This is a genomic window from Allobosea sp. 01N443 (assembly GCF_056399325.1).
Genome location: NZ_JBFTRC010000032.1, coordinates 24,002 through 37,674 on the forward strand (window position 1 = coordinate 24,002; position 13,673 = coordinate 37,674).

The 13,673-nt window shown below is 64.0% G+C and carries 10 protein-coding genes; 4 read left to right on the plus strand and 6 right to left on the minus strand.

Features of this window, described 5'->3' with window-relative positions; genetic code table 11:
* Positions 1 to 13 precede the first annotated feature (13 nt).
* Positions 14 to 1,432, minus strand: coding sequence for a M20 family metallopeptidase (locus tag AC1DRP_RS11165; RefSeq protein ID WP_476768508.1), 1,419 nt, complete (start codon positions 1,430 to 1,432; stop codon positions 14 to 16).
* Positions 1,433 to 1,633: 201 nt separating this feature from the next.
* On the opposite strand from AC1DRP_RS11165, the gene AC1DRP_RS11170 reads away from it, so the two are divergent.
* The 4 genes from AC1DRP_RS11170 (at position 1,634) to AC1DRP_RS11185 (ending at position 7,329) form a co-directional block, all read left to right on the plus strand.
* Positions 1,634 to 3,421 (plus strand): peptide ABC transporter substrate-binding protein, encoded by a 1,788-nt coding sequence (locus AC1DRP_RS11170; RefSeq protein ID WP_476768509.1) that lies wholly within the window; start codon positions 1,634 to 1,636, stop codon positions 3,419 to 3,421.
* Between the two features lie 169 nt (positions 3,422 to 3,590).
* Entirely contained in the window at positions 3,591 to 4,550 is a 960-nt protein-coding gene (locus AC1DRP_RS11175) for an ABC transporter permease (RefSeq protein ID WP_113510931.1), read from the plus strand.
* Positions 4,516 to 5,457: an ABC transporter permease gene (locus tag AC1DRP_RS11180; RefSeq protein WP_113510930.1), complete on the plus strand. Its 942-nt coding sequence runs from the start codon at positions 4,516 to 4,518 to the stop codon at positions 5,455 to 5,457. The genes AC1DRP_RS11175 and AC1DRP_RS11180 overlap by 35 nt, the downstream gene beginning before the upstream one ends.
* A gap of 21 nt (positions 5,458 to 5,478) precedes the next feature.
* Positions 5,479 to 7,329 (plus strand): ABC transporter ATP-binding protein, encoded by a 1,851-nt coding sequence (locus AC1DRP_RS11185; RefSeq protein ID WP_441488310.1) that lies wholly within the window; start codon positions 5,479 to 5,481, stop codon positions 7,327 to 7,329.
* Positions 7,330 to 7,538: 209 nt separating this feature from the next.
* On the opposite strand, the gene AC1DRP_RS11190 is transcribed toward AC1DRP_RS11185, so the two are convergent.
* The 5 genes from AC1DRP_RS11190 to AC1DRP_RS11210 form a co-directional block, all read right to left on the minus strand.
* The gene (locus AC1DRP_RS11190) at positions 7,539 to 8,882 is read right to left on the minus strand and encodes a nucleotide sugar dehydrogenase (protein ID WP_476768510.1); all 1,344 of its coding nucleotides are present in this window, start codon (positions 8,880 to 8,882) and stop codon (positions 7,539 to 7,541) included.
* A gap of 125 nt (positions 8,883 to 9,007) precedes the next feature.
* Complete coding sequence (locus AC1DRP_RS11195) at positions 9,008 to 9,781, minus strand: FkbM family methyltransferase (RefSeq protein ID WP_476768511.1); 774 nt, start codon at positions 9,779 to 9,781, stop codon at positions 9,008 to 9,010.
* Positions 9,782 to 9,891: 110 nt separating this feature from the next.
* A complete protein-coding gene (araD, locus tag AC1DRP_RS11200) occupies positions 9,892 to 11,622 on the minus strand; it encodes an L-arabinonate dehydratase (protein ID WP_441488313.1) in 1,731 nt (576 codons plus the stop codon).
* A gap of 112 nt (positions 11,623 to 11,734) precedes the next feature.
* Entirely contained in the window at positions 11,735 to 12,652 is a 918-nt protein-coding gene (locus tag AC1DRP_RS11205; protein ID WP_476768512.1) for a dihydrodipicolinate synthase family protein, read from the minus strand.
* A complete protein-coding gene (locus tag AC1DRP_RS11210) occupies positions 12,642 to 13,346 on the minus strand; it encodes a GntR family transcriptional regulator (protein ID WP_441477023.1) in 705 nt (234 codons plus the stop codon). Before AC1DRP_RS11210 ends, AC1DRP_RS11205 begins: the two co-directional genes overlap by 11 nt.
* Positions 13,347 to 13,673 lie beyond the last annotated feature (327 nt).

Here is a 13,673-nt window from a genome sequence, read left to right on the forward strand (position 1 = left end):
ATTGTTTTATGTCTCAGCCGCGCGACATGTTCAGCGGCGGCTGCACTTCCCCCGGCAGTGGCGAGACATAGCCATCCTTGCCGACGCGGGTCTTCAGGTCGGCCTTTGCCGCAGCCATCAGGGCAGGGTCCGAGAGCACGGCGGCTCCGGTCGCTGCCATCGCCTTGGCAACCTGGACCATGGCCTTGTGCGCGGCCGGGCTTTTGCCCTGCGCCACCACCTGCCAGGTGTGGAAAGGCGTGCCGATCGCGACGGTTGGCGCGTGAGCCTGAACCGTCGGCACGACCCAGCTGACGTCGCCGACATCCGTCGAGCCGATCATCGGATTGCGCGGCGCGTCGAGCGGGACAACGAAATCGGCAAGCGGAGCCTCGGTTTCAGGCAGGCCGATCGAGCGCCAGGAGGAAGCGATCTCCTGAGGCGAGAGCGTCGAGCGGATATCGCGGGCGAAGGCGCGGTCGGTCTCGTCGAAATGCGGAGCGCCGAGCTCCTCCAGAATGTCGTGCATCKCCTYCTCGAGCGGGGTGTTGCCGACGACGTTCGAGACGGCGCTGATGATGCGCATCTCCATCTTGGTTTCGGTCATCAATGCCGCGCCCTCGGCGATCTTGCGGACGCGTTCGACGAGCTCGAGCATGCCGGGCAAATCGCGCGCGCGAATCGAGTAGCGGACGCGCGCATGCGCCTGCACGACGTTGGGGGCGATGCCGCCCGTATCCAGCAGCGCGTAGTGCACGCGCGCGTCGCTTGGCATGTGCTCGCGCATATAGTTGACGCCGACACTCATCAACTCGACGGCGTCGAGCGCGCTGCGGCCGAGATGCGGCGAGGCCGCAGCATGGGCGGCGCGGCCGGTGAAGATGAAATCGGCACGCGTATTGGCGAGCGAGAGGGGAGGGGTGACCTCCCAGAAGCTCGACGGGTGCCAGGAAATCGCAACATCGGCGTCGTCGAAGGCACCCGAGCGGACCATGAAGGCCTTGGCTGCGCCGCCTTCCTCAGCAGGGCAGCCATAGTAGCGTACGCGCCCCGGGATCTTGTTCTCGGCCARCCAGTTCTTCATCGCGGTGGCGGCGAGCAGTGCGGCGGAGCCGAGCAGGTTATGCCCACAGCCATGACCATGGCCGCCATCCTCGAGCGGCTGGTGCGTGGCAACACCCGCCTCCTGGCTGAGGCCGGGGAGTGCGTCATATTCGCCGAGGAAGGCGATGACCGGGCCGCCTTCTCCGGCCTCGCCGATGACGGCCGTCGGGATGTCGGCGACGTTCTCGGTGATTCGAAAGCCCTGGTGGCGGAGCTCGGCGACATGTTCGGCCACGGAGCGCTGTTCGGTATAGCAGACCTCGGGCATGCCCCAGACCCGTTCGCTCAGCGCGATGAAGCGCTCCTTGCTTGCGTCAACCTGGCGCCAGAGGTCGTTTCGATTGTCCATTTTTATCTCGCTTCTAAGTGTTTCCGCATTTGAGCAAGCCAGGAGAGGCTCGTCCAGTCAGTTCCAAGCGGGACTGCAAGGCGCTGCGCTGCATGGTTGACGCGCTCTTTGGCACATGCCTTGCTGGGAGCAGCTTGAGGGAAAAGCAGGGGGCGCAAGACCTCCGGAGTTTTGTCGGTTGCCGATTGGCGGAGGGTATGTATGAACGAACACGGCCTGCGAGGTTTGATCGCGGATGTGAAGGAAGGTGGCCTGTCGCGGCGCTCCTTCGTGCAGAAGATGGTGGCGCTGGGACTGAGCGCACCGATCGCAACCCAGATGCTGGCCTGGAACGGCGTCGCGATGGCGCAGCCGGTCGACGATTACAAGCCGACCAAGGCCGGTGGCGGCGGGCCGCTGAAGATCCTGCTCTGGCAGGCGCCGACCCTGCTGAACCCGCATTTCGCCTCTGGCACCAAGGACCAGGAGGCCTCGCGCGTCTTCTATGAACCGCTCGCCGGCTGGGATGCCGAAGGCAATCTCATTCCGTGCCTCGCTGCTGAAGTCCCTTCCAAGGAGAATGGCGGTCTCTCGGCCGACGGCAAGTCGGTGACGTGGAAATTGAAGCAGGGCGTCAAATGGCATGACGGCAAGCCGTTCACCGCGGATGACGTCGTCTTCAACTGGGAATATGCAGCCGATCCGGCCACCGCCGCCTACACCACCGGCTCCTACAAGGACATCAAGGTCGAGAAGCTCGACTCCCACACCGTCAAGGTCATCTTCGCCGAGGCAACGCCGTTCTGGGCCGATGCCTTCGTCGGCGTCGCCGGCATGATCATCCCGAAGCACCATTTCGGCGAGTTCAAGGGGGCCAAGTCGCGCGAGGCTCCGGCCAATCTGAAGCCCGTCGGCACCGGCCCCTACAAGTTCGTCGACTTCAAGCCAGGTGACATCGTCACCGGCGAGCGCAACCCCGATTATCACGTCAAGAACCAGCCGCATTTCGACACGATCGAGGTCAAGGGCGGCGGCGACGCAGTCTCGGCGGCGCGCGCCGTGCTGCAGACCGGCGAGTTCGACTATGCCTGGAACATGCTAGTCGAGGACGAGATCCTCAAGCGCATGGAGACCGGTGGGCGCGGGCGCGTGCTGGCGGTTCCTAGCGGCAATATCGAGTTCATCATCCTCAACACGACGGATCCGTGGACCGAGGTCGATGGCGAGCGTTCGAGCATCAAGACCAAGCATCCGACGCTCAGCGATCCGACCGTGCGCCAGGCGATCAACCTGCTGATCGACCGCGATTCGATCCAGAAATTCATCTATGGCCGCGGCGGCACGGCGACGGCGAGCTTCGTCAACGAGCCGAAGATGTTCAAGTCGAAGAAGCTGAAATACGAGTTCAGCGTCGAGAAGGCCAACAAGATCCTCGACGACGCCGGGTGGAAGAAGGGCGCCGACGGCATCCGCGAGAAGGATGGCAAGAAGCTGAAATACGTCTTCCAGACCTCGATCAATGCGCCGCGCCAGAAGACCCAGGCGATCATCAAGCAGGCCTGCCAGCGCGCCGGCATCGATCTCGAGCTGAAGTCGGTGACCGCGTCCGTGTTCTTCTCCTCGGACGTCGCCAACCCCGACACCTACACCAAGCTCTACTGCGACATGGAGATGTACACCACGACGCAGCCGCAGCCTGATCCGGAGCGCTTCCTCAACCAGTTCACCTCCTGGGAGATCGCCAACAAGGAGAACAAGTGGCTCGGTCGCAACGTCTCGCGCTACGCCAGCAAGGAAGCGGACGACGCCTACAAGGCTGCGCAGAAAGAGCTCGACCCAGCCAAGCGCGCCGCGCTGCTGATTAAGGTCGATGAGGCCTTCTGCGAGGCCAACGTCATCCTGCCGCTTCTGTCGCGTACGCGCGTCGCCGCGGCGGCCAACAACCTGGTGCCGAAATATAGTGGCTGGGACAGTGACGTCTGGCGACTGGCGAGCTGGTATCGCAGCTAGTAGAAGCGGCCAATCCCTTAGCGAAAGCGCAATGCGCTCTCGCTAAGGGTGAGTACCGACCGTTCATTGACCGGCCGGAGCCGGATCATCGCAGGGGCGTCTTCGTCGCTCCCTGCATCCTTCGGTTCCGGTTTACGGTCCCGATCCGCACGCTGACAGAGACCTGTACATGGCGAGTTACCTCATAAGGCGATTGCTCATCGCCATTCCGAGCCTTCTAGGCATCAGCCTGATCCTGTTTACGGTTCTTGCGCTGGCGCCTGGCGACCCGTTCGAGGAGCTCGCGACCAATCCCAATGTGCCTCCCGAAGTCCGAATGGCGTTGCGCGCGAAGTTCGGCATCGATGATCCGGTCATGGTGCGCTATGTGCGCTGGCTGACGGCCATGGTGCAGGGCGACTGGGGCTTTTCCTTCGCCAGCCGAATCAATGTCGACGATCTCATCCTGCAGCGGGTCCCGACGACGCTCTTCGTCGTTGGCAGCTCGCAGCTGCTGGCGCTTGCGATCGCGCTGCCGGTCGGCATCTATGCCGCGACGCGGCCTTATTCGGTCTTCGACCAGATCGCCAACACGCTCGCCTTCGTCGGTTTCTCGCTGCCGACCTTCTTCACCGGCTTGCTCTTCATCCTGCTGTTCTCGATCAAGCTGGACTGGCTGCCCTTCGTCTATCGCTCCGATATCGCGGCGACAGGCTGGCGCTGGTACTGGGAGATGATGCGGCAGGCGCTGATGCCGATCCTGGTGCTCGGTCTCTTTCAGGCAGCCTCCTATACGCGCTATGTGCGCTCCGCCGTGCTCGACGTMGTCAGGCTCGACTATGTCACCACCGCCCGGGCAAAGGGCCTCAGCGAGACGAAGGTGACGATCCGGCATGTGGCGCGCAACGCGCTGATCCCGGTCGTCACGCTGGTCGCGCTGCAGATGCCGGCGGTCTTCGGCGGTGCTATCGTCACGGAACAGATTTTCCGTGTGCCCGGCATCGGCTCGCTGCTGATCACGGCGATTCTCGCCAACGACACCCCTGTCGTCATGGCGGTGACCTTCGTCTTCGCCTGCCTCGTCGTTTTCTTCAACCTCATTGCGGATCTCCTTTATGGCTGGCTCGACCCTCGTATCTCCTTCCGCTGAGCCGACTTCCGGCTCGCCGGCGCGGAGCGTGTCGGTCTCGCCAGCGCGCGAGACCTGGCGCCGCTTCCGCAGACACCGCCTGGCAATGATCAGCACGATCGTGCTCGGCCTGCTTGTGCTCGGCGTCGTCATTGGCCCGTGGCTCTGGCCCGTGGCGATCAACGATATCGACTTCGCGGCACAGCTGCAGACGCCGTCCTGGAGCCATCCGTTCGGCACCGACGATCTTGGCCAGGATATTCTGGCGCGGATGATCTATGGCGGGCGCATCTCGCTCGCAGTCGGCCTCGCCGCCATGGTGGTCGCCACGTTCGTCGGCGTCGTCGTTGGGGCGATCGCCGGCATGTCGCGCGGCTATGTCGACTCCTTCCTGATGTGGGTCACCGACCTCTTCCTGTCGCTGCCGCAGCTGCCGCTGCTGCTGCTGGTGATCTATCTGTTCCGCGAACAGCTCAAGGCCGTTTTCGGGCTTGAGGGCGGCGTCTTCGTCCTGATCGTTGTCGTCATCGGCGGGTTGCGCTGGATGCCTGTTGCCCGCCTGGTCCGGGCCCAGTTCTTCTCGCTGCGCGAGAAGGAGTTCGTGGAGGCGGCGCGTGCGTCGGGCGCGACGAAATGGCGGCAGGTCGTCAGCCACATCCTGCCCAACGCGATGGGACCGGTCATCGTTGCCGGCACCATCGAGGTGTCGTCCGCGATCATCGCCGAATCGACCCTGTCCTTCCTTGGTCTCGGCTTCCCGCCGGACATCCCGACCTGGGGGCGGATCCTGTTCGACGCCAAGGATCATCTCGATGTCGCTCCGCACTGGGCCTTGTTCCCTGGTGCCGCGATCTTCCTCACCGTTCTCTCGATCAACTTCATTGGCGATGGCTTGCGCGACGCGCTCGACCCGCGCCGCGTGATCTAGGAAAGACTGGAAAGCTTCAGCATGACCTCTCCCATTCTCTCCGTTTCGCATCTGACCACCTCGTTCCGTGTCGAGGGGCAGTGGCGCTCCGTGGTCCGCGACGTCTCCTTCGATATCGGACCGAAGGAAACGGTGGCCGTCGTTGGTGAATCAGGCTCCGGCAAGAGCGTGACGGCGCTCTCGATCATGCGGCTGACACCGCCCGGCTCGAGCAAGATCGAAGGCTCGATCAAGCTCGGCGGCAAGGAACTGCTGACCTTGCCCGATGCCGATATGCGCCATATCCGCGGCAACGAAGTCGCGATGATCTTCCAGGAGCCGATGACGAGCCTGAATCCGGTGCTGACCATCGGCTTCCAGATCGCCGAGGCGCTGATCCTGCACCGCGGCCTGTCGCGCAGTGCGGCCGAGGCCGAGACGATCCGGCTCTTGGAGAAGGTCCGTATTCCGGCGGCGAAGTCGCGCTTCAACGAGTACCCGCACCGCTTCTCCGGCGGCATGCGCCAGCGCGTGATGATCGCGATGGCCTTGGCCTGCAAGCCGAAGCTCCTGATCGCGGACGAGCCGACGACAGCGCTCGACGTAACGATCCAGGCGCAGATCCTCGAGCTCATCAAGAGCCTGCAGGACGAGGAGGGCATGTCCGTCCTCTTCATCACCCACGACATGGGCGTAGTCGCCGAAATCGCCGACCGCACGGTGGTGATGTATAACGGCCAGGCGGTGGAGACCGGCGCCACCGAGGATATCTTCGCCCGCGCCACGCACCCCTATACCCGGTCGTTGCTTTCAGCGGTGCCGAAGCTGGGCTCGATGATTGGCCACAAGCGGCCGATGCGCTTCCCGGTCGTCGATCGGGCGACCGGCCTGTCCGATGTGCCGACGGAGACCTCCGACACCGTGGCTCATGCTGAGCGGCCGGTGCTCGAGGTCAGCGGGCTCACCACCCGTTTCGAAATCCGCGCGGGGCTGCTCGGCGGCGTCAAGGGCCGGGTCCATGCGGTCGAGAACGTCTCCTTCAGCCTGCAGGCGGGCGAGACGCTGGCGCTGGTCGGCGAATCCGGTTGCGGCAAGTCGACGACGGGGCGTTCGGTGATGCGGCTGATCGAGCCGCTCTCCGGCTCGGTGCTGCTTGACGGCGAGGATGTGCTGAAGCTCGACCAGCGGACCCTGCGCGACCGGCGCAAGCGCATGCAGATGATCTTCCAGGACCCCTTCGCCAGCCTCGATCCGCGCATGAATGTCGGCGCGGCGATTGCCGAGCCGCTGCTGATCAACAAGCTCGCGACCCGCTCGGAGGCCCGCGACAAGGTCGCCGAGCTGCTGCGCCGCGTCGGGCTTCAGCCCGATATGGCAAGCCGCTTCCCGCATGAGTTCTCGGGCGGCCAGCGCCAGCGCATCTGCATTGCACGCGCACTCGCGGTCGAGCCGCGGCTGATCGTGGCGGATGAATCGGTTTCGGCGCTCGACGTCTCGGTCAAGGCGCAGGTGATCAACCTGATGCTCGAGCTGCAGGAGCGCATGAAGCTCGGCTATCTCTTCATCTCGCATGACATGGCGGTGGTCGAGCGCGTCAGCCATCGGGTGGCGGTGATGTATCTCGGCGAGATCGTCGAGATCGGCCCGCGCGAGGCGATCTTCGGCAATCCGCAGCACCCCTACACCAAGCGGCTGCTTGCGGCAGTGCCGGTGCCGGATCCGGCACGGCGCCTCGAGAAGCGCCCGGTCTCGAACGACGAGATCAAGAGCCCGGTGCGTGCGCCCGACTACGTCCCGCCGGTCCGCCAGTTCCGCGAGGTCTCACCCGGCCACGCCGTGATGATCTGGGGCGAGGAATGGGAAAAGCCGGCTGTGGTGGCGAAGGTGGCGTGAGGCCGTCGAAGCGAGGGACCTTGCCCTTTGCTTCCCAGACATAGCTTATAACCGCCGGGCCAGACGCTGGCCCGGCGGTTTTTTACGCCCGGGGTGCAGGCCACCTGCTGATATGAAGCAGACCTTCGCTCACACGATTTGGCAGAAGCAATTGTGAACTGCTCGGGGTCGTTGAGCCGGATCGACCGGCCGCCGATCCGCCTGGCTTGTTACGCCTTGAATACGTTTGCGCCACTTACTCCGTGTCGCGCACAGGCGTTGCGCGTGTCCACGATCAGATGGGCGTGCTCCACCAGAAGCCGGTAGTCGACGATGTCGTGATCCGTCGCGATCAGAACGGCATCGAAGCTAGCCAGAGCTTCCGCATCGAGCGCCGGGATCCCCTTCTTTCCGGTCAGCTCCGGGTATTCGCGCGTCGGCCGGATCACTGGCACATGGGGGTCGTGGAACGCGACATGGGCGCCCCGCCTTTCAATCAGCTCGATCAGTTTGAGCGCGGGGCTTTCCCGCATGTCGTCGATATTCTTCTTGTAGGCGATGCCGAGGACGAGGATACGGGCATCGCTGAAATTCTTGCGGAGCTGCGTATCGACCAGCTCCGCCAGGCGGTTGACCACCAGATAGGGCATATGGGTGTTGACTTGGCCTGCGAGCTCGATGAAGCGCGTCGTGATGTCGTATTCGCGCGCCTTCCACGTCAGGTAGAAGGGGTCGATCGGGATGCAGTGGCCACCGAGGCCGGGGCCCGGATAGAAGGGCATGAAGCCGAAGGGCTTGGTCTTCGCCGCCTCGATGACCTCCCAGATGTCGATGTCCATCGCGCTGTAGACCTGCTTCAGCTCATTGACGAGCGCGATATTGACTGCTCGGAAGATATTTTCGGTCAGCTTGACGGCTTCCGCGGTTGCGGTTGATGAAACAGGCACCGTTCTGACCACAAGTGCGCTGTAGAGCGCGTCGGCCATTGCCAAGGCATCTGGCCCGTCGCCCCCGACCACTTTGGGGATATCCGATGTGCCGAAGCTGGGGTTGCCCGGATCCTCGCGTTCAGGCGAGTAAGCCAGGAAGAAATCCTGACCGCTTGCCAGCCCGGATACGCCTTCCAGGATCGGACGCATCACCTGGTCTGTGGTTCCGGGATAGGTCGTCGATTCCAGCACGATCAGTTGGCCGCGCTGCAACCGGGGCGCGATCGCCTCTGCAGTCTTGACCACATAGGACATGTCCGGCTCGCGGTGCCGCGTCAGTGGCGTCGGCACGGCGATGAGCAGGGCGTTCGGCTCGGACAGCCGATCGAAGTCGGTCGTGGCGGCGAACCGGCCGCTGCTGATGCCCTCTGCGATCGGTTCGGACGGGATGTGCTTGATGTCACTCTGGCCGGAATTGATCAGCGCGACGCGGTCGCGATCGATGTCAAAGCCGATGACGCTGAAGCCCTTGCGTAGCGCCGCCAATACGAGTGGAAGGCCCACATAGCCCAGGCCAATGATGCCGATGGTCAAGGAGCGATCATGGGTGCGCTCGATGAAGCGCTGCGCGGCTTCCGAATTCACATTGCACTCGCGCTTTACGCCGAACCCGTGGGGCGGCTGTTTCGTGCGTGAGCTTGTTCCAGACTTGCGAAAACGCGTCAACACAAGCTGGGAGGAGGCACGCCATGGGCCTGTCCGGACGCCAGCTAATCCTTGTAGAGGYTCTTGAAATACCGGTTGATGCCGTCGAGATCGACCGCGGCACCGTGATTTCGTTCGCAGAGGAGCTGCTGGTGAAAATACCAGTCGTCGAAGCCGACATTGAGCCGATCATAGCCGGCCTCGGCCAGAAGGAGCCTGATCTCCTCCCGGCGCGGCTCGACGAAATTGTGCTCGATGGTGAAGAGCGGGATCCGGTGGCGAGCCAAGTCGATGCTGCGCAGAATGTCGAGTTCGGAGCCTTCCGTATCGAGCGAGACATAGTCGAAGCCGTTTAGCGCGAAATCACCCATCGCAGCGATCTCGTTGAAGGTGATGGTCTCGACCTGGATCAGGCCCTTCTCCGCGACGACCTGGCGACGATGCCTGGCATAACCGTCGCTGTCGGCGAACTCCTCGAGGGTGCCGATCTCCTGGGAGGCAACGAAGTCAAGGACCCTGCCGGACTCGCGATAGACAGCCTTTTCCAGGCAGATCGCCGTGCGGTTCTGCCGGAGCTTCGCAAAAAGTTCGGGGTTGGGCTCGACCGCCACACCCGTCCAGCCATGTTCGGTTTCGAGGAAGTAGCTGTTGCTGTGGAGGACGCCATCGAAGGCGCCGATCTCGGCGAAGCGGCCGCCACGCCTGCCATTGCACATGGCGAAGACCCAGCGCTCCTGCTCGATCTGTGAATTGGTCGGCATCTCGTAGGCAAGGCGTGGGTCGAAGGAGAGCGTGTCGTCATACCCCATCGTCATCAACTGCCCCATCGCCTTAGCCACGCCATTTCGGCGCTCGCATCGATAATGCCCTGGGCTCTCGGCCAGTCCAAGGCAGGTTTGGTCTGTCGTGAGGCTTGCTGCTTCCACGGCCGTGGTCATTCTGAGGTCGCTCAGTGAATCTCCGGTTCCGCCACCTTGGCCGTGCCCTCCAGGTAGTCGAAATCGCAGCCCTTGTCGGCCTGGCGGATATGGGCGGCGGACATGCGGCCATAGCCGCGAGCATAATTGCGGTCGGGTGGTGACCAAGTGGCGAGGCGACCGGTGATTTCGTCGTCGCTAAGCTCGACGGAGATACTGCGAGCCTCGACATCGACAACGATGATGTCGCCGGTCTGAACCGCGGCGAGAGGCCCCTTGATATAAGCCTCCGGCGCGACATGGAGCACGCAGGCGCCGTAGCTGGTGCCGGACATGCGAGCGTCCGAAATGCGCAGCATGTCGCGCACACCCTGCTTCAGCAGTTTTTTGGGAATGGGCAGCATGCCCCATTCCGGCATGCCCGGGCCGCCGACCGGGCCGCAGTTCTTCAGGACCATGACGTGATCGGCGGTGACATCGAGGTCCTCGTCGTTCACCGCGCGCATCATCGCGTCGTAATCCTCGAAAACCAGAGCCGGGCCGCGATGTTGGAGCAGCCGAGGCTCGGCCGCGGAAGGCTTGATGACACAGCCATCGGGCGCAAGATTGCCCTTCAGGACGGCAAGCCCGTTGGCGGTCGAGACGGCCCTGTCGAGTGGACGAATGACGTTGTCATCATAGACCTGTGCGAGCGCGATCGTCTCGGCAAGTGGCTTTCCTGTCACTGTCATGGCGTCGGTATGCAGCTTGCTCTCAAGCTGTTTCAACAGAGCGGGGAGACCGCCGGCATAGAAGAAATCCTCCATCAGAAAGTCGCCGGACGGCCGCAGATTGGCGATCACCGGCACCGTGCGCGAAAAGGTGTCGAAATCCTCCGGCGTCAGCGGCACACCGGCCCGACCCGCCATCGCGATCAGGTGGATGATCGCATTGGTCGAGCCCGCCACCGCCATATGGACGGTGAGCGCGTTCTCAAAGCTCTTTCGGGTCAGGATGCGGTCGGGGGTCAGGTCCTCCCAGACCATTTCGACGATGCGCTTTCCCGCGGCCGCGGCCATGCGGGGGTGGGCGGCATCGGCGGCGGGGATCGCGGAGGCGCCGGGCAAGGTGAGGCCGAGCACCTCGGCATGGCTCATCATGGTCGCCGCGGTACCCATCACCATGCAGGTGCCGTGCGAGCGGGCGATACCGCTTTCCATCTCGCGCCATTGGCCGTCGGTGATGTTACCGGCTTCCTTCTCGGCCCAGTATTTCCAGACATCGGCCCCGGAACCCAGCACCTTGCCGGCCCAGTTGCCGCGCAGCATCGGGCCGGCCGGCACGAAGATGAAGGGCAGGCCCGCGCTGCATGCGCCCATCACGAGGGCGGGCGTGGACTTGTCGCAGCCGCCGAGCAGCACCGCGCCGTCGAGTGGATGGGAACGGATCGATTCCTCCGCCTCCATCGCCAGGAAGTTGCGGTAGAGCATCGTTGTCGGCTTCTGATACTGCTCGGAGGCTGACATCACCGGGATTTCGACCGGGAAACCGCCCGCGGCCCAGACCGCGCGCTTCACCGCCTCGGCCCGGTCGCGCAGATGGGTGTGACAGGGGTTGATCTCGGACCAGGTGTTGAGGATGCCGATGACCGGCTTGCCCATGAACTCCTCGTGATTGAGGCCCATCTGCAGCGCCCGCGAGCGATGACCGAAGGAACGCAGGTCGCTGGCGCCGAACCAGCGCCTGCTGCGCAGCGTCTCGGGCGTCTTGCGGGGGTGGGGCATGGTGTTTCCTCGGATGTTTCTTGCTTGTGGTCCTGACCGCCATTGCGCGCGGTGCGCCGGCGGGGATGCGGGCCGCATGCCTTGTCGCAGTGCTCTGCGATGACGCTTGCGGCTATTCCGCTGCTGCTTGCCGTGCGCCCCAGCCAGCAACGACACGGCGCAGCTCGGCGCGCTCGCTCTCGTTCAGTTCGGGAAGGCCGGGCAGGCGGACGGGGCCGACCGGCGTGCCCAGCAGGCCGAGCGCCTCCTTGACCACGGTCACATTGGCGCCGTTGCCATACTTGGTACGCAGCGTCTCGAAACCGGCGATCTCGTCGACGAGGTGTCGGGCGAGTTCATAATCGTTGCCTTCCAGCGCCCGCCAGATCGCCAGCGAGCGTTCGGGCACGACGTTGACCAGTCCGGAGGTGAAGCCGCGGGCGCCGAGCGCGTGGAACGGTGCGGCCCAGCCTTCGGCCAGTCCACAGATCCAGTTCGCACTGGTGCCCTGGGTCGCGCGCACGCATTCGGCCAGCAGCATCATGTTGTTTGACGCGAACTTCACGCCGGCGACATTGGCGTGGGTCGCGACGCGGGCGAGGTCCTTCACGCCGATCGCGTCGGAGCGGATATAGGCGACGACCGGAATCGGCAGAGCCTCGGCAATGGCGAGAATGTAATCGGCTTGCGATTGCGGCGCGGCAAAGGGATCGAGCGGGTGATGCACCATCACCGCATCGCAACCGGCCGCAACTGCGAGTTTGCCGGTCGCAATCGCTTCGCGAAGGGAGCGGCCGATGCCGGCCGTGACCAGCGACTTGCTGGCCGCAGCTTCGGCGGCGACAGCATGGCTGCGGACGACCTCGTCGGTGGTCATCGGGTAGAATTCGCCGGTATTTCCGGCCGAGACGATATTGTGGATGCCGGCCTCGGCAATGCGCCGGACGATCTGGCCGGTCAGGGCCCAGTCGGCCTCGCCGTCGCCCTTCCAGGCTGTGACATGCACACCGGATATTCCGCGTAATGCGGTCCGCAAGCGGTCATTCGTCATAGGCCAATCCCTCCGCATCCGAGCCGAACACCTGGCGCACATGGCTCTTGGCCGAGCGCACGATGTGGCTCCTCATTCGCTGCTCGGCGAGCTGCGGCTTGCGCCCAGCCAGCGCCTCGAAGATTCCCTGGTGTTCGACAAAACCCTGGCGGCGTTCGTCCTGCTCGCCGAGCAGTGCGATGCGCTGGGCGTGATCATACATGCGCTGTCCGTCCAGCCGGCGCTCCAGATAGGCGCAGCCCGAGATCCGGTGGATCGCGCCGTGGTAGGCCTCGTTCAGATTGACGAGGTCCTCGAGTGCGCTGTGCTCGGTCGCGTGCGCCATGTCGTCGATCAGCCGCGACATGTCGCGGATCTCGGCGTCGCTGATGCGATTGGCGGCGATATGGGCCATCACGCTTTCGATTGCGGCGCGGCCAAGCGCCATCTCCAAAGCCTGGCGCGCGGAGAAGAGCACGAAGACGCCGCGTCGTGCCTCTGTGCGGACAAGCCCTTCGCTTTCGAGCTTACGGATCGCGTCCTTCACCGGGGTTGTACTGACGCCGAGCATTTCGGCGAGCTGACGCTCGTTCAGCCTCTCCCCGTTCTGGAAGCTGCCGGCCACGATCGCGCGACGCAGACGCTCATGCACATGCTCGCGCAAGGAGCGCAGCAGGTGAGGGGCGACGGGTTCGATCGTGGTGGTCTCGGTCATCATAGTCCCAGCATGTGCGGGGGAGGCACCGAAATCCCGATCGGGCTCCGGCGTTCCGCCCTGCATCGCCGCATCAAACATCACAAACATCAAGTCCGAACAAGTCTGAAATTTCAGATTTCAAATCTGAAATGCTGTGCTATGCCCTGCGGCAAGGAGCCCGGGAAGGGTCGAGCCGGCGCGAATTGCGCGGGCGCTGCAACAAGGGAGGAAGACCTGATGAGTTTGACGCGACGCGCGGCGATGGCCGCCGCCTGCCTGATGATCGCCCCGGCTGCCCTGGCGCAGTCGGATTATCCCTCGAAGGTCGTGACCATCGTGGTGCCC

Excerpts from the sequence above, each read along its gene's own strand:
- AC1DRP_RS11170 (WP_476768509.1), top strand. The coding sequence starts at position 1,634 with ATGAACGAACACGGCCTGCGAGGTTTGATCGCGGATGTGAAGGAAGGT.
- AC1DRP_RS11180 (WP_113510930.1), top strand. The coding sequence starts at position 4,516 with ATGGCTGGCTCGACCCTCGTATCTCCTTCCGCTGAGCCGACTTCCGGC.
- AC1DRP_RS11185 (WP_441488310.1), top strand. The coding sequence starts at position 5,479 with ATGACCTCTCCCATTCTCTCCGTTTCGCATCTGACCACCTCGTTCCGT.
- araD (WP_441488313.1), bottom strand. The coding sequence starts at position 11,622 with ATGCCCCACCCCCGCAAGACGCCCGAGACGCTGCGCAGCAGGCGCTGG.
- AC1DRP_RS11205 (WP_476768512.1), bottom strand. The coding sequence starts at position 12,652 with ATGACGAATGACCGCTTGCGGACCGCATTACGCGGAATATCCGGTGTG.
- AC1DRP_RS11210 (WP_441477023.1), bottom strand. The coding sequence starts at position 13,346 with ATGACCGAGACCACCACGATCGAACCCGTCGCCCCTCACCTGCTGCGC.